This window comes from Trinickia sp. NRRL B-1857, from assembly GCF_050470685.1.
Classification (GTDB): Bacteria; Pseudomonadota; Gammaproteobacteria; order Burkholderiales; family Burkholderiaceae; genus Trinickia.
In genome coordinates, this window is the sequence record NZ_JBFLUK010000001.1 from 2,202,433 (window position 1) to 2,225,975 (window position 23,543).

Consider the following 23,543-nt stretch of genomic DNA (forward strand, 5'->3'; position numbering starts at 1 on the left):
CGCCGCTCGACTACCCTGCCGCCCCTTTGGCGCCGAACGATTCGGCGCGCGCGTCGCGGCGTAGGAGCGCGTCGACGGCGGCGCGCGGTGCCACTCCGTCGAACAGCACGGCGCAGACCGCTTGCGTGATGGGCACGTCCACGCCGTGCGATTGCGCGATGGCAAGCACGGCTTTAGCGCAGCGCACCCCTTCGGCCACGTGACCGAGCGCAAGCAAAATATCGTCGAGCGTGCGCCCTTGCGCCAGTTGGAGCCCGACGGTGCGGTTGCGCGACAAGTCGCCCGTGGCTGTAAGAATCAGATCGCCGAGCCCGGTCAGCCCGGTAAACGTTTCGGGACGCCCCCCGAGCGCGACGCCGAGCCGCGACATTTCCGCGAGCCCGCGCGTGATCAACGCTGCCCGCGCATTCATCCCGAGTGCGAGGCCGTCGGCGATGCCGGTTGCGATCGCCAGTACGTTCTTCACCGCGCCGCCCACCTCCACGCCGACGACGTCGTCGCCCGTATAGATACGCATTGCGCCATGATGGAAGGCCGCCAGCGTGCGCTCTCGGCAAGCGGCCGACGTGCTCGCGACCGTCAACGCCGCAGGCAAGCCCGACGCCACTTCGCGCGCGAAACTTGGGCCCGACAGCACACCGATGCTCGGATGACCGGCAAGTTCGGCCGCGACCACCTGATGCGGCAACAACTGCGTATCGGCTTCGAACCCTTTACAGACCCAAACGAGATGCGCGGCAACGCAATGCGCCTCGTCGCGCATCGCGCGGCACAGGGCGCGCAGCCCCGCGACGGGCGTGGCGATGACCACGAGCGACCGATCGTCGGCCGCATGCGCGAGCGCGGTCGAGAGATGCGTCTCGTAGCGCAGCGCCGCCGGCAAGGCGACCCCGCGCAGGTAGTGCTCGTTTTCGTGCTTGGCCGCCAACTCGGCGACAAGCAGGGGATCCCGCGCCCAAAGCACCGTGTCGTGCTTGAGCGCGAGATGCGCCGCGAGCGCGGTGCCCCACGCCCCGGCCCCTAGGACAGCGACCTTCATGGCCGGCACCGCTCTCGTTTGGCTCAATGCTGCGTGGCGTTCGCCGCCGCGCCGCCTTCTTGCTGCGCGCTCAACTGCGCAAGGCGCTGCTCGTAGAGCGCCTGGAAGTTGATCTCGGCCAGATGGATCGGGGGGAAGCCCGCACGCGTGATCGCATCGGCGATGTTCGAACGCAGATACGGGAAGATGATCGTCGGACAGGCGATGCCGACGAGCGGATCGATCTGTTCGGCCGGAATATTGCGGATATCGAAAATGCCGGCTTGCTTGGCTTCGATGAGGAACGCGACTTTCTCGTTCACCTTGGCCGTGACCGTGCCGGTGACGAGGATTTCGAAGATGCTTTCTGCAAGACGGTCAGCCTTGACGTCGACCTCGACTTCGACAGCCGGCATGTCTTGCTCGAGGAAGATCGCGGGCGAATTCGGCTGCTCGAGCGACAGGTCCTTCAGATAGACGCGCTGGATGTTGAAGAACGGCTGATTGTTCTGGTCCGACATGGTGACTCCGATGGGTGGATGGTTCGGCGGCAGTCGAGCAAACCCGCCGCCGAGGTGCGTGTGGTGCTTGCGCGTGAATGCGTGCGCGAATGTTTGGGTACCGCGACGGGAAAACGAACGGCGCGGCCGAGCAACCGGCCGCGCGGCCTTTGCTTACGCCTGACCCAGCAGCGGCATCAAGCCGCCGGCGCGATCGAGCGCGGACAAATCGTCATAGCCGCCGACATGCGTATCGCCGACGAACACCTGCGGCACGGTCCGACGCCCAGTGCGCGTCATCATTTCCTCGCGCCGGGCCGGATCCTTGTCGATCAGGATCTTTTCGATATGCTGCACGCCACGCGATCTCAATAGGCGTTCAGCCATCTGGCAATAGGGGCAGACCTGCGTGCTGTACATGACGACGGAATTCACTCTCGCACTCCTTTACTTGACGACCGGCATGCCGGCTTGCTGCCAGGCGTTCAACCCGCCTTGCAGCACGTGGACTTCGGTAAAGCCCGCCGCCTGAACGATGTGCGACGCTTTGTTCGATTGCAACCCCGTCTGGCAAACGAGCAATACCGGCGTAGCCTTATTCTTCGCGATTTGGCCGATCTTTGCTTGAAGCTCGTCGAACGCGACGTGACGGGCGGCCGGGAGATGGCCGGCCGTGTAATCGGGGGCTGGGCGAACGTCGACGACGATCGCGTTGCGGCGATTGATGAGCTGCGTCGCTTCTGCGGCGGAGATGCCGCCGCGGCCGCGCCCGGCAATGGTCGGCCATAGCAGCAAGGCGCCCGAAATGACGAGCGCGGCGATCAGGACGAGGTTGGTGTAATCGGTAAAAAACGTCACGAGAATCCGCCAAAAGTGTTTGGGCAACGGAACATTATAAAATAATAGATTGACGCGATGGCGATGCCCCGTTCGGGCCAGGTCGCCGGCGCGCCGCGCTTCCTCACTACCGACCGACGAACCTCATGTACAAGCTCGTTCTCATCCGCCACGGCGAATCGACGTGGAACAAGGAAAACCGCTTCACCGGCTGGGTCGATGTCGACCTCACCGAGCAAGGCAACCGCGAAGCCGCCCAAGCCGGGTTGCTGCTGAAGGAAGCCGGCTACACGTTCGACATCGCCTACACGTCGGTGCTCAAGCGGGCGATCCGCACGCTCTGGCACGTCCAAGACCAAATGGATCTCATGTACATCCCGGTCGTCCACTCGTGGCGCCTGAACGAACGCCATTACGGCGCGCTGGCCGGCCTGAACAAGGGTGAAACGGCGGCCAAGTACGGCGACGAACAAGTCCTGGTGTGGCGCCGTAGCTACGATACGCCGCCGCCCGCGCTCGAGCCGACCGATCCGCGGGCGTCCTACGACGACCCGCGCTACGCGAAAGTGCCGCGCGCCGAGTTGCCGCTCACCGAATGCCTGAAAGATACGGTCGCCCGCGTGCTGCCGATCTGGAACGAATCGATCGCGCCCGCGCTCAAGAGCGGCAAGAAGGTGTTGATCGCCGCCCACGGCAACTCGCTGCGCGCGCTGATCAAGTATTTGGACGGGATCTCGGACAGCGACATCGTCGGGCTCAATATCCCGAACGGCGTGCCGCTCGTCTACGAACTCGACGAAAACCTCAAGCCGATCCGCAACTACTACCTCGGCGATCAAGAGGCGATCGCGAAAGCGCAAGCCGCCGTCGCGAAACAAGGCAAAGCCGGCTAACGCGCGCCGCTTCAATCGCGGCAACCGCGCCCCGAGGCGGCAACCGGCCGCCCGGGCGCGCCCGCCTAAGACGAACCGATCGGCCCGGCGCGGGTCCAATCTTCGCACTCACGGCGGCGCCGGCCCGCGCTTCGCCCACGAGCAGTTATACTTGACCGTCCTTCGCCCACAGCGCTCACCCCCCGTTTCCCGAACGCACCAGACTCTATGCGCACGAAACTCAAGAACATCGGCTTGATCGCCGCTGGCCTCGCCACCGGCGTCTTCGCGACGCTGCAATTTTCCGCCGCGGCGCAGCAGCAAACCACGACGCCGCTGCCGCTCGATCAGTTGCGTCTTTTCGCCGAGGTGTTCGGGCAGATCAAACACGACTACGTCGTGCCGGTCGACGACAAAAAGCTGTTGACCGAAGCGATCAAAGGGATGGTCTCGAGCCTGGATCCGCACTCTTCCTATCTCGATAAGACGGATTATCAAGAGCTGCAAGAACAAACGAAGGGCCGTTTCGCGGGTCTCGGCATCGAGATCTCGCAGGAAGACGGCCTCATCAAGGTCATTTCCCCGATCGAGGATACGCCCGCGTTCCGCGCCGGCCTGCGTCCGGGCGATCTGATCACGCGCATCAACGACAAGCCCGTGCGCGGCATGACGCTCGACCAAGCGGTCAAGCAAATGCGCGGCGAGCCCGGCACGAAGGTCACGCTCACGATCTTCCGCAAAACGGATAGCCGTACGTTCCCGGTCACCGTCACGCGCGCGATCATCCGCGTGCAAAGCGTCAAGTCGAAGGTCGTCGCTCCCGGCTACGCTTACGTCCGCATCACGAGCTTCCAGGAACGCACGGTGCCCGATTTGGCGGCGAAGTTGCAAGATATCGCCCGCGAGCAGCCGAACCTGAAGGGCCTCGTGGTGGATCTACGCAACAACGGCGGCGGGCTGCTGCAAAGCGCCGTCGGCGTGGCCGGGGCGTTCTTGCCGGCCGGTTCGGTCGTCGTCTCGACGAACGGCCAGATTCCCGATTCGAAGCAGATCTATCGCGACACGTACGATAACTATCGTCTGCCGTCGTTCGACTCCGATCCGCTGAAGAACCTGCCCGACGTCTATAAATCCGTGCCGATGATCGTGCTGACGAACGCCTACTCGGCATCGGCCTCCGAGATCGTCGCCGGGGCGCTGCAAGACCAGCACCGCGCGCTGATCATGGGTAAGACGACGTTCGGCAAGGGCTCGGTGCAAACGGTGCGTCCGCTCACGTCCGATACGGCGCTGCGCTTGACGACGGCCTACTACTACACGCCGAGCGGCCGTTCGATTCAGAACAAGGGCATCCGCCCCGACGTTCCCGTCGATCAATACGCGAACGGCGACCCGGACGACGCGCTCGTCACGCGCGAAGTCGACTACTCGAACCACCTTGCCAATACGCAAGATCCGAACGAGAAGAAGGAAGAGGAACAGCGCGAGAAGGATCGTATGCTGCAATTGCAGCAGCTCGAGGAGCAAAACGACAAGCTCACGCCCGAGCAGCGCGAGAAGGAACGCGATCGCAAGCCCATCGAGTTCGGCTCGGCAGACGACTTCATGCTGCAACAGGCGCTGAACAAGCTCGAAGGCAAGCAAGTGCAGTTGTCGAAGTCGATCATGGAGCGCAAGCTCGCGGAGAACAAGCCGCCGCGCTCGGCGTCGGCCCCCGTCGCGGTCAAGCCGGCATCGTCGGCCGCCCCCGCGCCTGCCGCGTCCGCTCCAAGCAAGTAACCCCGCCGTATCCGGCCGGCCTTCGCCCATCCCTGCCGCGCCCAGCGCGAAGGGGGTACCGGCGAAGGCGCCGCCTCCTCGGCGCCATCGCAAGTCCACTCCCTCGGCGCGCCGCCATGAACGACGATCAGCTCCTTCGCTATTCCCGCCACATCCTCGTCGACGAGATCGGTATCGAGGCGCAGCAGCGCTTCCTCGATGCGCACGCCATCGTCGTGGGCGCGGGCGGTCTCGGATCGCCGGCGGCGATGTACCTCGCCGCGGCCGGCGTCGGGACGCTGACGCTCGTCGATGCCGACGCGGTGGATCTGACGAACTTGCAGCGGCAGATCCTGCACGCGACCGCGTCGATCGGCCAGAAGAAGGTCGAGTCCGGACGCGAGACCATTGCGCGGCTGAACCCCGAAGTACGCGTACATGCAGTCGACCAGCGCGTCGACGACGCCTGGCTCGACACCCACGTGCCGCATGCCACCGTCGTGCTCGACTGCACCGATAATTTCGCGACGCGCCACGCAATCAACCGCGCGTGCGTGAAGCACAAAGTACCGCTCGTATCGGGCGCCGCGCTGCGCTTCGACGGGCAAATCAGCACGTTCGATTTCCGCGATGAACAATCGCCCTGTTATGCCTGCGTCTTCCCCGAAGACCAGCCGTTCGAGGAAGTCGCTTGCTCGCAGATGGGCGTATTCGCACCGACCGTCGGCATCATCGGCGCGATGCAGGCGGCCGAGGCGCTCCGTGTAATCGGCGGCATCGGCCAGACCCTGACGGGCCGGCTCATGATGCTCGATTCGCTGCGAATGGAATGGACGACGATGAAGATCGCCCGCCAGGGCGATTGCCCCGTTTGCACCAGCGGCGCGTCAAGCCTCCCCGAGACGCTTTAGCGCGGCCTGCACTTCCTCGGGTTCGAAGGCTGCCAGGACATCGGCGACGGGCTTTTCAAGCGCCGCGAGATTGGCGCGCAAGATCTCCTGCTTCACCACCAGCAATTGACTCGGGTGCATCGAAAACTCGGTGAGCCCCATGCCCAGCAAAAGCCGCGTCAGCTGCGGATCGCCCGCCATCTCGCCGCACACCGAGACCGAGACGCCCGCGCGCTTCGCTTCGCGCAGCGTGAAGGCGATCAAATGCAGCACCGCCGGATGAAGCGGATCGTAAAGATGGGCCACGGCGTTGTCGGCCCGATCGATTGCAAGCGTGTACTGAATCAGATCGTTCGTGCCGATCGATAGGAAATCGACTCGCTTCAAGAACAGCGGCAGGGCGATAGCGGCGGCCGGTATCTCGATCATCGCGCCAATGCGCACACCGGGATCGTAGGGCAGGCCCGCGTCGTCGAGCTGACGCTTGGCCTCGCGGATGAGATCGAGCGTTTGATCGATTTCCTGGGCGTGCGCGAGCATCGGCACGAGGATGCGAACCTGGCCGAATGCCGACGCACGCAAGATCGCGCGCAACTGCGTGAGAAACATTTGCGGCTCGGACAGGCTCCAGCGAATCGCGCGCAGACCGAGCGCGGGATTCGGCGCGCTTTCGTAGCCCTCGGCCCCAATGCCGTCGAGCGGCTTGTCCGCGCCCACGTCGATCGTGCGGATCGTCACGGGCAGCCCGCCCATGAGCTCCACCGCGCGTTTGTATGCCTCGAATTGCTCCTCTTCCTCCGGCATCCGGTCCTTGTGATTCATGAACAAGAATTCGGTGCGGAAAAGGCCGACGCCGACGGCGCCCGCCTCAACGGCGCCACGCGAATCCTCGGGCAATTCGATGTTCGCCAAGAGCGAAATCTTCGTGCCGCACAGCGTTTGCGTCGGGGAGAATTTCAGCCGCTGTAGCTTCTTTTGCTCGAGCAGCTTCTCGCTTTGCCGATACGAATACTCTTCGAGCACGATCGGCGCAGGATCGACGATGACGATGCCATGATCGCCGTCCACGATGATCAAGTCGTCTTGCCGAATCAGCGCGCTCGCATGGGCTACCCCGACGGCCGCCGGAATGCCGAGACTGCGCGCGACGATCGCCGTATGCGACGTACGTCCGCCGAGGTCGGTGACGAAGCCTTGGAACGTTTGCGTCTTGAACTGCAACATGTCGGCCGGCGAAATATCGTGCGCCACCACGATCATGTCGTCGCTCGCATCCGCATTGCCGTCGACGAGCGCGGCCGCCGACGGCGCACCCGCCAGCGCCTTCAAGATCCGCTCGACGACTTGCTGCACGTCGGCCTTTCGTTCGCGCAGGTACTCGTCCTCGATGTCGTCGAAGTGCCGGGAAAGCCGCTCGAGTTGTTCCGTCAGCGCCCATTCCACGTTGTAGCGGCGCGTGCGGATGAGGTCCATCGTCTCTTGGACGAGCATCGCGTCCTTGAGAATCATCGTATGGACGTTGATGAAGGCGCCCACTTCGCTCGGCGCGTCGGCCGACAAGTCGGCGCTCAGACGGTCGAGTTCGCTTTGCACCACTTTCAACGCAGCGCGAAATCGCTCGATCTCACCCTCGATCTGAGGCGGGTCGACGAGGTAATGGTCGACGTCCAGCGCTGCCGGCGCGATGAGATAGGCCCGCCCGATCGCGATGCCGCGTGACACCGGAATACCATGCAGCGAAAACGACACGCGCACCTCCTCGAGTTGTGTGATGCTGCGGGAGTAATACCGCTGCAAGATGCAATAGACCTTAATGCGTGATTATAAATTCCAACAGCCCCCGCTGACTGCGTGCGGCGCAGCATCCGCGGCGCAATGGCGCGTTGCGGCCTACGAAAGAAAACGCCGTGGACGAACCACGGCGTTTTCTTATAAAGCAAGACGATACGGCTTCCCGCTTATTGTCCCTCGCCGAATTTATCCGCAATGAGTTTCAAGAGCGCGTCCATCGCATCGAGCTCGTCGGGCCCTTCGGTCTCGATCGTGACCGTACTCCCGATACCGGCCGCCAACATCATCACGCCCATGATGCTTTTCGCGTTGATGCGGCGCCCATTGCGCGTCATCCAGATTTCCGATTGATAGTTACCGGCGAGCTGCGTTAGCTTGGCCGATGCACGTGCATGCAAACCCAACTTGTTGACGATCGTCGTTTCTTTTTGAAGCATGTGCTCGTCCTGTCGTCCTGAATAGCAAACAAAAAAATCAGCGCGCCGGGCCGGTCGGTCCTACCACGCTCGCGGCTGAATTCGTAGTCGCGGCATCGGCCATCGTCGTATTCGCACTCGAGGCGGAGCCAACCACGGGCACGCCCGGCGCCGCGCAATCGGTTGGGGCGAGCGACTGCCCCGCACCGGCCGCTGTCGTTAGGGGCGCGATCGCATGCACCCCCTTGGCCGCGCCGGCGAGCGCTTTGTCGACGAGCGTATCGAGATCGCACGCTCGGTAGCAGACGCCCCGTACCAGCATCGGCAGGTTCACGCCGGCCAATACGCGCACCGCAGGCAACGCGGCAAGCCGGCTGGCGATATTCGCGGGCGTCGCACCGAACATATCGGTGAGCACGAGCGTGCCGTTTTCCTCTCGCAAGCGCTCGATCTCGCTATATGCGAAAGCGACGACTTGCGCAGGGTCGCTGTCGGGCAAGACGTCGATGACGCCGATGCGCGCGGGCAACCCGCCGTAGATATGTGCGACGCATTCCTTCAGCGCCGAAGCGAGCGGAGCGTGCGCAATGATCAGTATGCCTGCCATGTCAGTCTTGCTACGAAAGCGCCGAAAAGGGCCAGATCCAGGTCATGCTCGCGCCGAGCAAGCCGCGCGCGAACGCGGCCCGCGGGCAGCGAATTGCACGCCGGGCGAGCGAGCCGTTTCAGGAGACGGGCATTGTAGCAGGCGCACCTTTCGCCTAGCCGGGGCGCCTCGCCCGGGCGCCCTTCAAGCTTAGGCTACCGCGCGCTCGAGCGCGTCCACGAACATCGCAGCCACGTCGAACCCGGTCTGATCCATGATCTCGCGGAAACAAGTGGGACTCGTGACGTTGACTTCGGTCAACCAGTCGCCGATCACGTCCAGCCCGACAAGCAGCAAGCCGCGCGCGGCCAGCACGGGCGCCAGCGTCTCGGCGATCTCGCGGTCGCGGGCCGAAAGGGGCTGAGCCACGCCAAGGCCGCCGGCCGCCAAGTTGCCACGTACTTCCCCGCCCTGCGGGATACGCGCCAGCGAGAACGGGACGCATTGGCCCCCAATCAGCAAAATGCGCTTGTCGCCGGCGGCGATCTCGGGAATGAACTTTTGCGCCATCACCGAGCGCGATCCGTCATGGCTCAGCACCTCGATGATCGAGCCCAAATTCATACCGTCGCGCGTCACGCGGAACACGCCCATCCCGCCCATCCCGTCGAGCGGCTTCAGAATGATGTCGCCGTGCTCGGCATGAAACGCACGCAGCCGTGCGGCATCGCGGGTGACGAGCGTGGGCGCGACGAACTGGGCGAATTCGCCGATCGCGAGCTTTTCCGAATGATCGCGGATCGTCTGGGGCTTGTTGAATACGCGAGCGCCCGCGCGTTCGGCGAGCTCGAGCAGCCACGTCGAGGTCACGTACTCCATATCGAACGGCGGGTCTTTGCGCATCACGATTGCGCCGAACGACGTCATCGTCCGATGCTCGTTAGGACCGCTTTCGTGCCATGGGTGCCGATGCAAGTCGGCCGGATCGCCGACGATGTCGACGCGGCGCACCGTCGCTTCGACTTTCGACCCACTCCATGCCAAATGTTTCGGCTCGCATGTATAGACGACGTGGCCGCGGCGCGCGGCTTCCGCCATCATCGCGTAAGTCGAGTCCTTATAAATCTTGAAGTGCGCGAGCGGATCGGCAATGAAAAGAATGTCCATGAAACCCCTGCTGCCCGTTTGCGGGCATTCGTTCGTTGGATGCGCGACGCGCGGGCCGCGCGCGGCTCGCGCCTAGGCGGCGCCGATCAGACCTGAATCGCTTCCGGATCTGTCTTTTCGAGTTCCACCGACGCCGCAAGCAGCCCGAGCCGCGCCACGACGCCGTACATATAAAACCGGTTCGGCGGCGCGGCGCCGGGCTTGGCGTGCGCATCGGGCAAGGCCGTATGCTCGAAGCCGAGCGGCACGAAGTGCATGCCCGGGGCGTTCAAATTCTGGTCGCGCTCGCGGCTGCCGTGCACCCGATAAAAACCGCCCACGACGTAGCGATCGATCATATAGACGACCGGCTCCGCCACCTCTTCGCCCACGCGCTCGAACGTATACACGCCCTCCTGCACGATGACGTCATGCACTTGCAGCCCCTCTTTGGTGGCCGACATGCGCGTGCGTTCGCCTTTCGTCAGATTGGCGACTTCGGACGCGTCGTGCACGGTCATCACGCCACGCCCGTCGGTGCCCGCATCGGACTTGATGACGACATACGGCTTTTCGGTAATCCCGTACTCGCGATATTTGCGGGCGATCTTCTTGATGACGGCGTCGATCGCGTCGGCCAGCGCCTCCTCTCCCGTCCGCGCCTCGAAATCGACGTCTTCGACGCGCGCGAAGTACGGGTTCACCATCCACGGGTCGATTTCGACGAGTTTGGCAAACTTCTTGGCGACGTCGTCGTAGCACGCGAAGTGCGTCGACTTTCGGCGCACGGCCCAGCCCGCGTGCAGCGGCGGCAGAACGTACTGCTCGTGCAGATTCTCGAGCACGGGCGGCAAACCGCCCGATAAATCGTTATTCAGCAGAATCGAACACGGATCGAAATTCTTCAACCCCAGCCGGCGCGGCGTGCGCTCGAGCGGTTCCAGGACGATCTTTTGGCCGTCCGCCAGCGGAATCGTGACGGGGCCGACGATATTCTCGTCGAGCGTGCCGAAGCGGACGTTGAGCCCGGCTTGCCGCATGATCATCGCGAGCCGGGCGACGTTTTCGAGGTAAAACGCGTTGCGCGTATGCCGCTCGGGGATCACGAGCAGGTTCTTCGCATCGGGGCAGATCTTTTCGATCGACGCCATCGCCGCCTGCACGGCGAGGGGGAGCACCTCTTCCGGCAGATTGTTGAATCCGCCCGGGAACAAGTTCGTATCGACGGGTGCGAGCTTGAAACCTGCGTTGCGCAAGTCGACCGAACAATAAAAAGGCGGCGTATGTTCCTGCCATTCGAGCCGGAACCAACGCTCGATCGCCGGCGTGGCGTCGAGGATCTTCCGCTCCAATTCGAGCAGAGGACCGTTTAACGCCGTAACTAAGTGCGGAACCATTGAGTACTCGATGAACAGGGGAGAAAAAGATTGTAGAGCAATTGCCTAGCCGATTTGGGGGCGGTTTGGGCCAACGCAAGATCGTACGCCTTCACGGATCTTTATTGACCCGATAGCTCGAAGGGTCATCCCCGTTTCCCTCTATGCACGAGGCGCGACGACGCGCCGAACCGTCATTCTCAGAAGACGGCCGAGCCGGCGCCGATGTGACGAACAAGCAACAAAAAAGCCCGCCATAAGGCGGGCAAAAGTCGCTGCACTCCAACCGGATATGGAGCCCCAGCTGAGAGGGGCTCCGTCGCCGAAGTTCCTTTACTCCACGTGTTCGCCGTGCAGCACCACGTCGAGGCCTTCGCGCTCTTCCTCTTCGGCCACGCGCAGGCCGATCGTGAGGTCGATGATCTTGAGCAGCACGTAGCTCAGGACGCCGCTGTAGACGAGCGTGGTCAGCACGCCTTTCGCTTGCAGCAGCAGGCTGCCGTCGGCACCGCCGATGTCCTTGACCGCGAAAACGCCCGTCAGCAAGGCGCCGATGATCCCGCCCACGCCGTGCACGCCGAAGCAGTCGAGCGAATCGTCGTAGCCGAGCTTCATCTTGAGCCACGTTGCCGACCAGAAGCAGACCGCGCCGGCAATAAAGCCGATCGCGATCGCGCCGCCCGCGCCGACGTAGCCCGATGCCGGCGTGATCGCCACGAGCCCGGCCACGGCGCCCGACGCGATACCGAGCGCCGAGGGCTTACCCTTCGTGATCCATTCGACGAACATCCAGCCGAGCGCCGCGCAAGCGGTGGCCACTTGCGTCGTCAGCATGGCGAAGCCCGCACGGCCGTCGGCCGCAACCGCCGAGCCCGCGTTGAAGCCGAACCAGCCCACCCACAACATCGCTGCGCCCATCAACGTCAGGATCAGGTTGTGCGGGGCCATCGCTTCGCGGCCGTAGCCGACCCGCTTGCCGAGCACGAGGGCGCAAACGAGGCCCGCGATACCGGCATTGATGTGCACGACGGTGCCGCCCGCGAAGTCGAGAATGCCGGCGGACGAGAGCCAGCCCGTCGGCTCCCACACCATGTGGGCGATCGGCGAGTAGACGATGATCGACCAAATCGACATGAACACGAGCATCGCCGAGAACTTCATACGATCGGCGAACGCACCCGTGATCAGCGCGGGCGTGATGATCGCGAACGTCATTTGATAGACGAAGTAGACCGACTCGGGGATCGTCGTCGCCAGATGGCTCACCGTGAGCGTCGTAGCCTTGTCGCCCTTGATGTAGTTCATCCCGGCGAGGAGCACTCGCGAGAACCCGCCGATGAAGCTATTGCCCGGCGTGAAGGCGAGGCTGTAGCCGATGACGGTCCAGATCAACGTGACGACGCAGGTGATGGCGAAGCTTTGCATCACGGTTGCGAGCACGTTCTTCTTGCGGACCATGCCGCCGTAGAACAACGCGAGACCCGGGATCGTCATGAACAGCACGAGCGCGGTGGACGTCAGCATCCAGGCCGTATCGCCCGAATTGATCTTCGAGGAATCGACCGAGAACGGCGCCGTCGGCACGGCGGGCGCGGCGGCGGCGGCGGCTGCCGATGCATCGGGTGCAGCAGCGGCCGAGGCGGCGCTGGCTTGCGCCGTTGCGGCGGGCGTGGACGCGGCGGCCGGGGCCGACGAGGCGTCGTCGGCCAGCGCTGTGCCGAGGCCGCCCGCAAGCAGCGTGGCGGCCATCGCCAAGGACATCAATAGTTTGCGCATCTTTCGGTTTCCTCTATGTCGCTAAATCTTCGAATTTGAATTTCGAATTACAGGGCGTCGGCGCCCGTTTCCCCGGTGCGGATGCGAATCACTTGCTCGATCGGCGTCACGAAGATCTTGCCGTCGCCGATCTTGCCCGTGCGGGCGGCGCGTTCGATCGCTTCGATGGCTTGCTCGACGATGTCGTCGGACACGGCGGCCTCGATCTTCACCTTCGGCAGGAAGTCGACGACGTATTCGGCGCCGCGATAAAGCTCGGTGTGTCCCTTCTGGCGTCCGAAACCCTTGACTTCGGTGACCGTGATGCCCGACACGCCGATTGCCGACAACGCTTCGCGCGCCTCATCGAGCTTGAACGGCTTGATGATTGCGGTAATGAGCTTCATGAATGTCCTCTTTTCGTTGCGAAAACTGTGATGCCGACACCGCCGCGAGCGGTGCGAATCGGCACTGGGTGCCAGCCCCCCGAATCGTGCGGCCAGGAAAAGCAACAGGCGTGCCAACCGCTATCGACCGAGGCCGGGAACGGTCCATGCAAGCATGGCCGCGGAGCCGGCCGAACGGCCAGCAACGGGGCGTCGCGCTAGCGCGCCCTGTCGAACGTTGCTAGAGTGTCCGCACGCCCGAGATCTGGGTACGCACCAACGAAGCTCGTCCGTGCACGAGCGCGTGCCGGCGGACGCACCAAGTTCGATCAAACGTGCATCGCCGGCGCAAAGTCGGAAGAGAAGCTGCACATTTTTTGTGCAACGAAGGGGAACCACCATGAAGCAACCGAATGATTTATTTCAGGATTTCCAAAATCGCATGAGCGAGCTGCTGAAGCATTCGCCGGCTAAAGACGTCGAACGCAACGTGAAGGCGATGCTGTCGCAGGGCTTCTCGAAGCTCGACCTCGTCACACGCGAGGAATTCGACACGCAAACTCAAGTGCTGCTGCGCACGCGCACGCGTCTTGAAGAGCTCGAACGCCGCGTCGCCGAACTCGAACAGCGCCTCGCCGCGTCGCAAGAGTCTTAAGCCGCCCCGCCGCGCCCATTGGGCGCACCTGAGCCCCTCGTTAGGCGCTCGCCTCAAGACGCGATATCGAAGACCGGACCGGCCGCCGCGCCGCCCGGTTATGCCCGACGGCGCCTCTCGGATGCCGTCCGATCCCGGAGAGATAGCCATGTCGCTTGCCGTGGTGCGCTCGCGCGCGCCGGCTTCCGGCCGCGCGCCCGAAGTGACCGTCGAAGTTCATTTAGCGAATGGGCTGCCGTCGTTTTCGATCGTCGGGGCGACGGGCGCGGGAAAATCGATGTCGATGTTGGCGGCGCGGCTGCCGGGCTTGCTGCCCGCAAGACTAGAACTCGCCGAAGAGTTCTTCGAAGCCTTCCCTGCACAGCTGTAGCATCGCTTCAGGGTCCCGCTTGTCATCGGGGATCTCCGCCGCTTCGCGGAGCACGTCGTTCATCTCCGAGAACAGCGCTCGGACGCCTTCGCGAGCCGACTTTCGCTGGTTGGCATGTAGCGTGGCCTCCAGTTCCTTCCAGATTGGAACCAGATCACTCTCGATTGCTCCGTAGAAGATCTTGAGCGTGTCACTTATGTAGAGGACGTCCTGAGCGCGCTTTCTCGCTTCCCGTCGGCCCCGGATCAAAAGCTTCTGGACCATGAAACTCACCGGGTTCGGCACGCGAAGATCAGCCACAGCCTCGTAAAGCCCGGACTCTTCTTTCGGGATGGTCACAAGCCAGGGTTTGAACAAGAGGACTTCGAGGAACCGAAGTTTTTGCGCGACGACGCCCGCGTGCAGTTCGGTCGCGTCCTCCTCCCATCCTCCTTTCCCGTCGCGCTTTTTCCCGCTACCGGTGAGCGGCGTAAGAAACTCAGCGTAAAACCCGTTTTCATCGCCACCCAGGTTGTAGCGCATCGCCGGCGGCCTGAAACCGCCAGCAAGGTTCGGTTGTTCAGTGAAGCCAGCCCCTTCCAATGCCGCCTTGATATCGCCTTCGCGCAACTCGCGCTTGTCGTATGCCACGTCCGCGTCCTGGGTGAAGATCGGCTTGTGGTCGGCCGTGTAAGCACGCTGCTCGTAGCCATAGAGCCGGAATGCCCATCCGCCGACGAAGACAATCTTCGTGCGCCACGGCTCCAGGGTCATGGCCAGTCTGCTGAATTCCGCGAAGTCGCTCACATTTTTTCTCCGACTACTTTTGCCAGAACGCCGTGCTCGAGCTCGGCGGCCTGCTCCGCACCGCGCGTCGGTTCGGAGGAAACGTCAAGCCAGGTCTGGATGATGTCGGACACCCAGACCCCATCGCGCATCACGCGCCCGCGAAGCAGCGATTGCGGATACGGGTGCTGCTTCAGTATCAGATCCGGCCGTTCGCCCTCGCGCGCACGCGTCAAACCCCGCCATCCTTCAGCCGTTGCGAGATCGCGCACCCAGAGGGCCGTTATCGCACCATGAACGTGCCCTACGCGCAGAGCGTTGGCCGCCGCAAACTGGCCCAGCGTCGCCCCTTCTTCGCGCTTGAGCGTCTTTCGTAGCTGCTGCTCCTCGGGCACGCCACCCGCGAGATATTTCATCGGCACGCCGACGGCCGGTTTCACGTACGCTGCCTTCCAACGTTGCGCAAGCTTGCGTCGCTGCACGATCCGCAGATGGGGCGCCAATTCGACCATACCTTCTTCTTTCAAGGCATTGATGAGTCGAGTAGCGCTCATGACAGATACGCGAGCGTCCCGCGCAAGCTCGGTCGCCGTCATGTACGTCTTTCCCGGGGCACTTATCAGGCCCTCGCGTTTGATGTCGGCCGCCAGCAGGAGCTTGAGCATCCATTGGGCGAGGTCGGAGAAAACGAGCGTCGGCGGTGCCGAATGGCTGCTGCGCCGGACGCTCGCCGACTGCTCATCGGCCTCCAGTTCGGGGAAATTAGCGTATAGCGGCACGTCTGAGAGGATGGCGAACGGTTCACCGCTCCCATACTCTTTCTGGAAGTCCACGAGCTTTCTGATGAGAGCGTGCGATGCGACTCCCACCCAGAGGATGACAGCAGGGCGGGATTGGTCGTGCCGTCCGCTCGCGCGGGCGCGTGACTCCAGCAGAGCCTGCGAGAATAGCGGGATCGCGCGATCGGCGCGCCCTTCGGTCAGCGCCTTCAATACGACGTGATACGTCTGGCCGCGGGGGCTCGTCAGAGTGAAATCCGCACCCTTGCCGTCCTCGCCCTTCTCAAGGACGTCCCATCCCTGGCTCTGGAAAAGTGCATGCACGGAGTGGCGCGCGAGGCGGTCGGCAGCTCCGGTTACGAAGCGTAGGTCGCTCATATCACTTGCCCATGTTATTTCAGTTGGCCATGTTAAATCACATGGCCACGTTAATTCACACGGCCATGTTACTCGCCCACTCGGTTCGAAGCAAGCAAGCGTAGGCCGAATGGTCAACGATGAGGTTTGCCGCTACCGAATCCCATCAGCAATTGCTACATTGCGCTCGGGATAAGCGGCACGGTACTCGTTCTGGCGCGCTGGAGTATTCCCCGTTGACGAAACGAGCGGCAGTTTCGGCTACCGCCAATGTTTAGGAGAACCCATGTCGCTTGCCGTGGTGCGCTCGCGCGCGCCGGCTTCCGGCCGCGCGCCCGAAGTGACCGTCGAAGTTCATTTAGCGAATGGGCTGCCGTCGTTTTCGATCGTCGGCTTGCCCGATCTCGAAGTGCGCGAGAGCCGCGAGCGTGTGCGCGCTGCGCTACAGAATTGCGGCTTCGAGTTTCCCGTCCGTCGCATTACCGTCAATTTGGCTCCGGCCGATTTGCCGAAGGAATCGGGCCGTTTCGATTTGCCCATTGCGCTCGGCATCCTCGCGGCGAGCGGGCAGATACCGGCTTCCGCGCTAGGCGAGCGGGAGTTCGCCGGAGAGCTCTCGCTCACGGGTGCCTTGCGGCCGATGCGAGGGGCGTTCGCGATGGCCTGCGGAGCCGCGCGCGGTTTCCGCGATCTGGTACGAGCGAGGCACTTATCGCGAGCCTCGGCGAGCGGCCCGACGGGCGGCGACGATGCGTCGCCGCAAATCGCCGAGCCGTCGTCGGGCGATCTGCCCGAGCTCTACCTCCCGGCGGCCAGCGCAGCCGAAGCGGCGCTCGTGCCGGGCGTTGCCGTGTTCGGCGCGGCGGACCTTCCGTCGTTATGCGCGCATTTGTGCGACGCGCCGGACGGGCGGCTCACGCCGATCGCCGCCGCCCCGTCCGAGCCCGATCGAGCCGGCTCGACATCACCCGACATGGCCGACGTCATCGGCCAACAAGGTGCGCGACGCGCCCTCGAAGTGGCGGCGGCCGGAGGACATCACGTCTTGATGGTCGGGCCGCCCGGCGCGGGCAAGTCGATGCTGGCCGCGCGGCTGCCGAGCTTATTGCCGCCGATGACCGACGATGAAGCACTGAGTTCGGCCGCCCTGCTTTCGGCCAGCGCGCACGGCTTTTCGCCCGCTCATTGGCGACGCCGGCCGTTTCGAGCGCCCCATCATTCTTCGAGCGCCCCGGCGCTCGTCGGCGGTCGCAATCCCCCGCAGCCGGGCGAGATCACCTTGGCGCATCTCGGCGTCTTGTTCCTCGACGAATTGCCCGAATTCGACCGCCACGTGCTCGAGACGCTGCGCGAACCGCTCGAAGCCGGCCGCATCACCGTGTCGCGCGCGGCACAGCATGTGGACTTCCCTGCGGCTTGCCAACTCGTCGCCGCCATGAACCCGTGCCCCTGCGGCTGGCGCGGCGACCCCGGGGGCCGTTGCCGGTGCACGCCGGAGATAGCCGCCCGCTATCTGCGCAAGCTCTCGGGGCCGTTGCTCGACCGGATCGACATTCAAATCGAGTTGCCCGCGCTGATGCCGAGCGAGCTATCGGCGCGCTCCGCCGAGATCGGCGAGGCGAGTGCATCGATTGCCCGGCGTGTGGCGCTTGCCCGAGATCGTCAGATAGAACGGCAAGGCAAGACCAACCGAGAACTCGATGGGCGCGAGATCGATGAGCTGTGCCAGCTCGACAGCGCGGGGGAACTGCTGCTGCGCGAGGCAAGCGAGCGCTTTAGGTGGTCGGCCCGGGCCTATTACCGCGTGCTGAAAGTGGCGCGCACGATCGCCGATCTCGCCGGGGCGGCGATGCCGGCGGCCGCGCACGTCGCCGAGGCCGTCCAATATCGGCGGGTGTTGTCGCTACCGTGAGCGATCGAGGCGACTAACTAACCGGGCGATTTCAGACTTCTGGCATTCAGTCGTCTCTCGCCTCATCGAATGAATGCCTCGACTATTCGACCTGGGACTCAGGGGCGCTTTGCCGCAACTCCAATTTAGCGACAAATCATGCGAATTGCGGGCCACATCGAGGAACCGGGGCGCACGCAAGGGCTTCGCCCCCTGTCGGAACAAAAAATTTAGCTGTCAAGACTTGACTTATGCACACAACCGCATTTTTCGCCGTCTGACGTCCGTTTAAATCCAACGCTTCAGTCGAACGCTATATCCCATTGATTTCAATGAGTTTTTGACAACAATGCATCGGCGACCACCCCATAGGAGTCCCCATCCTATGGGCTTTGCGCTCCAACGAGGTCGATTTCCCCACAGAGTTATCCACAGAAGCTGTGGATAGACTCAAAACCTACAAGAAATCCGGGGATTAGCGCCAATTCCTACGATGGAACCTTCAGTCGTATGCGCGCGCCGCAACCGTCTTCAACCGCGACCGTCTGCCGCGACGCCCTCGCTCAGACGCGCGTTTCAATTGAGCTTCAGCGATCCGAAAAACTGATCCGACTGTTCCGGCGGCGGCGCTTCGGGCGAGATGATGGCGGCCTGATAGACGTGGCGACCGCGCACGGCAACCCATGCGTGAATCGTGCGTCGTTCGTGCGCGTCGCCCGCCGCGCCCGAGGCAACGATATCGACGCCGGGTACCGCTCCGCCGTCCGCCGCGGGGACTTGGACGGCGTGCTCGACAGGCGACGCGCTCACATTGCGCGCAAGCGCATGCCGCAGCGCATCCGCCACCATCTGTCCCAGCTGCGCGTCGTCGCGTGGCAGGTCGACTACCGCAACCGCAAAGACGGCGCCTTCGGTGTGAGCCGCCCGCACGTGCATCGGCAGCGCGTTGCCCGCGATCTCGACGCGGCGCTCGTCGACCGTCGGTTTAGCCGGCAAATCGACCGAATAGCCCTCTGCGGCATCGGTCACCGTGCGCCAGTTATACGCCGGCGTACAGGCGGCAGCGAGGATGACGGCGAGCGCCGCCGGCACTGCGAAGCGCGAGCGGGCCGCCTTGGCGCCGGTCGGCAAGGCCGCGCGCCGCGGAGCGGTCACGGAGGACAGAATCGAAAAGGAAAAGCGCATAGACGGCGAAGGGGGTGGCGACTGCAAGACGCAAAGCGGAAACCGACATTATCCGTCACGATTGTCGTTCCAACCGCCCCAGCGCAAGCGGCAACCGACTGCGTTTTGCGAAAGGGGGTAAAATGGCGGCGCCGAATCGCGCATGCGGATCGCTCGCCATCGAGTTGCTCCGCCCACCCAGCCGTGATCGTCAGCAAGAGGTCGTATCCATGAGCCAAACCCCCGCTTCCCCCACGCGCCGAGCCGGAGCGCTGCGTTACGTCGCTTTCGCCTGCGCGGCCGCCGCGATCGCGATCGCCGGATATTTCACGTTCGGCCACAGCCAACAAGTGCCCACCGCGACGTTCACGCTGTTGTCCGGGCAAAAGCTGTCGACCTCCGACCTGAAGGGCAAGGTCTACCTCGTCAACTTCTGGGCGACCGACTGCGAAACGTGCATCAAGGAAATGCCGCAGATGGTCGACACGTTCAACCGCTACAAGGGCCAAGGCCTCGAGTTCGTGGCGGTGGCGATGCAGTACGACGCGCCGATGTACGTCGTGAACTACGCGCAAACGCGCAAGTTGCCGTTCAAAGTAGCCATGGACGACGGCAGCGCCGCCAAGCAATTCGGCAATGTCCAAATGACGCCGACAACGTTCGTCGTCGACAAGAACGGCACGATCCTCAAGCGTTACGTCGGCGAGCCGCAATTCGCGGAACTCGACCAGTTGCTGCAAAAGGCGCTCGGCTCGGCTTAAACCCGTGCGTCGCGAAACGCGGCAAGGTGCTAAGGGACCACAAGGCGTCCATCCGCTGACTAACCGCCATCCTTCCCGGCCTCGCCACGTTCGGCGAGGCCGTATCGTTTGATCTTCTCGTAAAGCGTCGCCTTGCCGATCTGCAACTCGTCGGCCGCCAGCGAAACGGCGCCGCCGTGCTGCTCGAGCACCTCCGCGATCGCCGCCCGCTCGAATTGCTCGACTCGCTCCTTCAAAGAACGCGCCGTCTCGCTCCCGCCTGCCTTGAGCCCACCCGACGCGGGCTCGATCCCGAGCACGAACCGGTCTGCCGCATTGCGCAGCTCGCGCACGTTGCCGGGCCAGTCGCGCGCCATCAAGTCCGCGCGCTGGCGCGCCGTCAGCATCGGCGCGGGGCGCCCATAGCGCACGGCCGCCTCGAGCACGAAATGCTCGAGCAACGGGACGATGTCCTCGCGGCGCTCGATAAGCGGCGGCACCTCGATCGTCACGACATTGAGCCGATAGAGCAAATCGCGCCGAAACGTTCCCGCCGCCACGAGCGTCTGCATATCGCCCTTGGCCGCCGCGACCACGCGCAGATCCACGCGAACCGGTTGATTGGAACCTAGACGCTCCAGCGTTCCTTCTTGCAGGACGCGCAGCAGTTTGACTTGCAGCGGCAGCGGCATGCTCTCGATCTCGTCGAGAAACACCGTGCCGCCCGACGCATATTCAAGCTTGCCGATGCGGCGTTTCGCCGCGCCCGTGAATGCACCCGGTTCGTAGCCGAACATCTCCGACTCGAACATCGCTTCGGGCAACGCGCCGCAATTGACGGCGACGAACGGCTTGGCCTGCCGCGGCGACAACTCGTGCAGACTGCGCGCCACGAGTTCCTTGCCTGCACCGGTATCGCCGATGATCAGCACGGGCGCATCGGTCGGCGCGACATTGGCGATAAGCCGCCGCACTTCGCCGATCGCCGCGCTACGGCCGATGATGCGCGGCACGAGTGCGTCGCGTTCCGCCAATTCGCGACGCAACGCGGCGTTTTCGAGCACCAGACGCCGACGCTCCAACGCGCGCCTGATCGTATCGACGAGACGATCCGCCGAAAACGGTTTTTCGACGAAATCGTAGGCACCGTCGCGCATCGCCTGCACGGCCATCGAAATGTCGCCATGTCCGGTGACGAGGATAACGGGCACGTCCGGCGCCGCCTGCCGGCACCGTGCGAGCAGATCGAGGCCGCTGGCGCCGGGCAGCCGGACGTCGCTGACGATAACGCCCTCGAATCGCTCGTCGAGCTGCGCGAAGGCGCGCTCGGCTGCCTCCACGGAGCCGTACCCGCCCACGGCGAAGCCGGCGAGCTGTAGGCTTTGCACGCTCGCGCGCCGAACGAGCTCATCGTCTTCGATGAAGATCACCTGCACGTTGTCTGTGGATGCCGTCGCATTCATGGCAATGTCGAAATACCTAGAGAGAAGTTCACGCCGTCCAAGCCGATCAGCCGGGCGACGCTTGGCCGCTTTGCACCCACGCCGTTTGCGATAGCGTGGCCGCGCGACGCAGCCTCAATACGAATACGGCCCCCGCGCCCGCTTCGTTGCGGGCGATCAGGGTACCGCCGCAATCGCGCGCAATCGACGACGCGATCGCAAGTCCCAGACCCAGTCCTTGACTCGCCGCCTTGGTCGTAAAAAACGGCTCGAAGACCCGGGGCAAGGCCTCGGGGCTGATACCCGGGCCGTTGTCGCGCACGGAAATCGCCAGCGCCTGGGCGCCGACATCGATATCGACCGTGAGGCGCGGATCGACCACCGGCTCCAACACGTCGAGGGCGTTACCGATCAAGTTGATGAGCGCCTGTTCGAGACGCAGGCTGTCGCAATGCACGACGAGCGATGGATACTCGGCCTCTACGTTCATCGGAACATATGCGTTCGCTGCGCTAACGAGCTCCTCCCCGTGCGCGTCCGGCAAGCGTGAGACTTCGCGTGTGCGCACCTGAAACGACACACGGCGCAGCCGATCTTGGAGCACTTGCGTCGCGCTGCGCAGCGCACGCGCCAATTGGCAGCATGCATTGCTCGGCTGAGCCCGGCCGACGAACAGTTTCAATTGGTTCGTGATCTTGCCCATGCGCTCCGTGAGGGCGCCGATCGCTTCGAGATTTTCGCGGGCGGCGGGAAGCTCGCCGCGCTCGATCAAGACGCGCGTGTTGTCGGAGAACGTGCGCAGCGCCGCCAGCGGTTGGTTGAGTTCATGCGTGATACCGGCGGCCATCTGCCCGAGCGCGGCGAGCTTGCTTGTCTGGAGCAACTCGGCGTGCGCGGCGCGTAGCTCGTTTTCCGCGCGCGTGCGCTCCGCGACCTCGGTGAGCAACTGCGCATTCGCAGCCGACAAATCGGCCGTGCGTGCCTCCACACGCTGGTTCAACTCCGCATAGGCGCGTTGCAGCAGCGCACGCCCTGCCTCTCGCTCGCGCGCACGTGCAAGGCGCATCCGCCAGTAAAACGCGAGCAAACACAGCGAAATGAAGCCGAAGCCGACCGCGGCGGTCGTATTGCGCGCATCGTCCACGACCGATTCCACCGGCGCAAGCGTCATCAATTGCCAGCCGGGCACGCGCACGGCGCGCTCGATCAGCAAGTAATAGGGCGAGGTTGCGCGATCGCCGACACGGACGATCGGAAGACCGGGCGTATCGAGTGCGCGCACCGGCGTGATGGGCAGCTTGACGATCGGCGTCCCGGCGTACTGGCGCGTCGCTTCGATCGATCGCGCGACATCGCTCGGCACATCGCGGACGGCGCGATATTTCCAACCGGGCACCGACGACAAAAACACTACGCCGTGTTTGTCGACGACCGACACCGGCTCGTTTGCGTCGGTTCCGGGAAACCATTCGAGGTTGAGCTTGAGCACGGCGACGCCGACGATGCGACCGTCGCGGCGGACCGGCTGCGACACGTAATACCCGGGCACGCCCGAGACGGTGCCGATGCCGAAGAAACGGCCCACGCGCGTTTGCATCGCATCGATGAAGTACGGGCGGAACCGGTATTGCGAGCCGACGAAGCTATCCGGCCGGTCCCAATTGCTGGCGGCCAAGCACTGGCCGTCGGCGCGGATAATGTAGGAGACGTCGGCGTGCGCATGCGCGTTGGCATCCGCGAGATAGCGATCGGCGCGCACGAGCGCGTCGGGCGAGCCCGTGTCGAGCGCCTCCGCGACGACGGGATGGCTCGCCACGAGATAGGACAGCGATTCGTAGCGTTCGAGCGTGTCGCCGAGTGCACTGGCCGTGCGGTCGGCGCGCGCGGCGGCCTGCTGCCGGAGCACGTCGATTCCGCGCAGCCAAGCGATGCGCCACGTGGCCGCGCACACGGCGAGCAGCGCGGCGGCAAGCGCGAGAACGACGATCAGACGGCGAGTCACGATGGCAGCCCCTCGGCGAGGACGTGACCTATTGTGGCATAGCCGCC

At 63.9% G+C, this 23,543-nt stretch carries 22 protein-coding genes and 2 pseudogenes; 8 read left to right on the top strand and 16 right to left on the bottom strand.

All coding sequences use genetic code 11. From position 1 onward, the window contains the following. Window positions 1–10: 10 nt before the first annotated feature. From AB1286_RS09765 to AB1286_RS09780, 4 genes are all read right to left on the bottom strand, one after another. Window positions 11–1,039 (bottom strand): NAD(P)H-dependent glycerol-3-phosphate dehydrogenase, encoded by a 1,029-nt coding sequence (locus tag AB1286_RS09765; protein ID WP_430363089.1) that lies wholly within the window; start codon window positions 1,037–1,039, stop codon window positions 11–13. A 23-nt stretch (window positions 1,040–1,062) separates the two neighbouring features. Beyond that, entirely contained in the window at window positions 1,063–1,539 is a 477-nt protein-coding gene (gene secB, locus AB1286_RS09770) for a protein-export chaperone SecB (RefSeq protein WP_430363090.1), read from the bottom strand. Window positions 1,540–1,692: 153 nt separating this feature from the next. Continuing rightward, window positions 1,693–1,953, bottom strand: a complete 261-nt coding sequence (gene grxC, locus AB1286_RS09775) for a glutaredoxin 3 (protein WP_430363091.1) — start codon at window positions 1,951–1,953, stop codon at window positions 1,693–1,695. 12 nt (window positions 1,954–1,965) lie between these two features. Next, complete coding sequence (locus tag AB1286_RS09780; protein WP_430363092.1) at window positions 1,966–2,376, bottom strand: rhodanese-like domain-containing protein; 411 nt, start codon at window positions 2,374–2,376, stop codon at window positions 1,966–1,968. A 125-nt stretch (window positions 2,377–2,501) separates the two neighbouring features. Between AB1286_RS09780 and gpmA the strand changes: the two genes are divergently transcribed. The 3 genes from gpmA to AB1286_RS09795 all read left to right on the top strand — a co-directional run bounded on the left by gpmA (window position 2,502) and on the right by AB1286_RS09795 (window position 5,896). Next, on the top strand, window positions 2,502–3,248 hold the full coding sequence (gene gpmA, locus AB1286_RS09785; RefSeq protein ID WP_430363093.1) for a 2,3-diphosphoglycerate-dependent phosphoglycerate mutase: 747 nt from the start codon (window positions 2,502–2,504) through the stop codon (window positions 3,246–3,248). Window positions 3,249–3,455: 207 nt separating this feature from the next. Continuing rightward, on the top strand, window positions 3,456–5,006 hold the full coding sequence (locus tag AB1286_RS09790) for a S41 family peptidase (RefSeq protein WP_430363094.1): 1,551 nt from the start codon (window positions 3,456–3,458) through the stop codon (window positions 5,004–5,006). 116 nt (window positions 5,007–5,122) lie between these two features. Further along, complete coding sequence (locus AB1286_RS09795) at window positions 5,123–5,896, top strand: HesA/MoeB/ThiF family protein (RefSeq protein WP_430363095.1); 774 nt, start codon at window positions 5,123–5,125, stop codon at window positions 5,894–5,896. Here AB1286_RS09795 and ptsP read toward each other — a convergent pair. From ptsP to AB1286_RS09830, 7 genes are all read right to left on the bottom strand, one after another. Beyond that, the gene (ptsP, locus tag AB1286_RS09800; RefSeq protein ID WP_430363096.1) at window positions 5,873–7,624 is read right to left on the bottom strand and encodes a phosphoenolpyruvate--protein phosphotransferase; all 1,752 of its coding nucleotides are present in this window, start codon (window positions 7,622–7,624) and stop codon (window positions 5,873–5,875) included. The two genes, AB1286_RS09795 and ptsP, sit on opposite strands and share 24 nt — an antisense overlap. Window positions 7,625–7,833: 209 nt before the next feature. After that, the gene (locus AB1286_RS09805; protein ID WP_430363097.1) at window positions 7,834–8,103 is read right to left on the bottom strand and encodes an HPr family phosphocarrier protein; all 270 of its coding nucleotides are present in this window, start codon (window positions 8,101–8,103) and stop codon (window positions 7,834–7,836) included. A 37-nt stretch (window positions 8,104–8,140) separates the two neighbouring features. Continuing rightward, window positions 8,141–8,689, bottom strand: coding sequence for a PTS sugar transporter subunit IIA (locus AB1286_RS09810; RefSeq protein ID WP_430363098.1), 549 nt, complete (start codon window positions 8,687–8,689; stop codon window positions 8,141–8,143). 189 nt (window positions 8,690–8,878) lie between these two features. Beyond that, window positions 8,879–9,835, bottom strand: coding sequence for a glutathione synthase (gene gshB / locus AB1286_RS09815; protein ID WP_430363099.1), 957 nt, complete (start codon window positions 9,833–9,835; stop codon window positions 8,879–8,881). A gap of 86 nt (window positions 9,836–9,921) precedes the next feature. Then, complete coding sequence (gene gshA / locus AB1286_RS09820; RefSeq protein ID WP_430363100.1) at window positions 9,922–11,211, bottom strand: glutamate--cysteine ligase; 1,290 nt, start codon at window positions 11,209–11,211, stop codon at window positions 9,922–9,924. Between the two features lie 312 nt (window positions 11,212–11,523). Beyond that, complete coding sequence (locus AB1286_RS09825; protein WP_430363101.1) at window positions 11,524–12,966, bottom strand: ammonium transporter; 1,443 nt, start codon at window positions 12,964–12,966, stop codon at window positions 11,524–11,526. Between the two features lie 47 nt (window positions 12,967–13,013). Next, window positions 13,014–13,352, bottom strand: coding sequence for a P-II family nitrogen regulator (locus AB1286_RS09830; protein WP_027795982.1), 339 nt, complete (start codon window positions 13,350–13,352; stop codon window positions 13,014–13,016). Window positions 13,353–13,731: 379 nt separating this feature from the next. Between AB1286_RS09830 and AB1286_RS09835 the strand changes: the two genes are divergently transcribed. Both AB1286_RS09835 and AB1286_RS09840 read left to right on the top strand, forming a co-directional pair. Then, the gene (locus AB1286_RS09835) at window positions 13,732–13,986 is read left to right on the top strand and encodes an accessory factor UbiK family protein (RefSeq protein ID WP_430363102.1); all 255 of its coding nucleotides are present in this window, start codon (window positions 13,732–13,734) and stop codon (window positions 13,984–13,986) included. A 148-nt stretch (window positions 13,987–14,134) separates the two neighbouring features. Beyond that, window positions 14,135–14,356, top strand: a complete 222-nt coding sequence (locus tag AB1286_RS09840; RefSeq protein ID WP_430365141.1) for a hypothetical protein — start codon at window positions 14,135–14,137, stop codon at window positions 14,354–14,356. On the opposite strand, the gene AB1286_RS09845 is transcribed toward AB1286_RS09840, so the two are convergent. Beyond that, window positions 14,309–15,142 carry a GSU2403 family nucleotidyltransferase fold protein gene (locus AB1286_RS09845; protein WP_430363103.1) on the bottom strand — a complete coding sequence of 278 codons (834 nt, stop codon included), beginning with the start codon at window positions 15,140–15,142 and terminating at the stop codon, window positions 14,309–14,311. The two genes, AB1286_RS09840 and AB1286_RS09845, sit on opposite strands and share 48 nt — an antisense overlap. After that, the gene (locus AB1286_RS09850; protein ID WP_430363104.1) at window positions 15,139–16,278 is read right to left on the bottom strand and encodes an RpiR family transcriptional regulator; all 1,140 of its coding nucleotides are present in this window, start codon (window positions 16,276–16,278) and stop codon (window positions 15,139–15,141) included. The genes AB1286_RS09845 and AB1286_RS09850 overlap by 4 nt, the downstream gene beginning before the upstream one ends. A gap of 265 nt (window positions 16,279–16,543) precedes the next feature. Here AB1286_RS09850 and AB1286_RS09855 point away from each other — a divergent pair. Together AB1286_RS09855 and AB1286_RS09860 are read left to right on the top strand one after the other, a co-directional pair. Next, a pseudogene (locus AB1286_RS09855) lies at window positions 16,544–16,936 on the top strand (magnesium chelatase domain-containing protein); the annotation flags it as partial. A gap of 66 nt (window positions 16,937–17,002) precedes the next feature. Next, window positions 17,003–18,169 (top strand): annotated as a pseudogene (locus tag AB1286_RS09860) (YifB family Mg chelatase-like AAA ATPase); the annotation flags it as partial. Between the two features lie 555 nt (window positions 18,170–18,724). Here AB1286_RS09860 and AB1286_RS09865 read toward each other — a convergent pair. Beyond that, entirely contained in the window at window positions 18,725–19,303 is a 579-nt protein-coding gene (locus tag AB1286_RS09865) for a hypothetical protein (RefSeq protein ID WP_430363105.1), read from the bottom strand. Between the two features lie 239 nt (window positions 19,304–19,542). Between AB1286_RS09865 and AB1286_RS09870 the strand changes: the two genes are divergently transcribed. Next, the gene (locus tag AB1286_RS09870; RefSeq protein WP_430363106.1) at window positions 19,543–20,073 is read left to right on the top strand and encodes a TlpA disulfide reductase family protein; all 531 of its coding nucleotides are present in this window, start codon (window positions 19,543–19,545) and stop codon (window positions 20,071–20,073) included. A 59-nt stretch (window positions 20,074–20,132) separates the two neighbouring features. On the opposite strand, the gene AB1286_RS09875 is transcribed toward AB1286_RS09870, so the two are convergent. After that, window positions 20,133–21,515, bottom strand: coding sequence for a sigma-54-dependent transcriptional regulator (locus AB1286_RS09875; RefSeq protein WP_430363107.1), 1,383 nt, complete (start codon window positions 21,513–21,515; stop codon window positions 20,133–20,135). Window positions 21,516–21,561: 46 nt separating this feature from the next. Beyond that, window positions 21,562–23,496: a sensor histidine kinase gene (locus AB1286_RS09880; RefSeq protein ID WP_430363108.1), complete on the bottom strand. Its 1,935-nt coding sequence runs from the start codon at window positions 23,494–23,496 to the stop codon at window positions 21,562–21,564. Window positions 23,497–23,543: the final 47 nt, after the last annotated feature.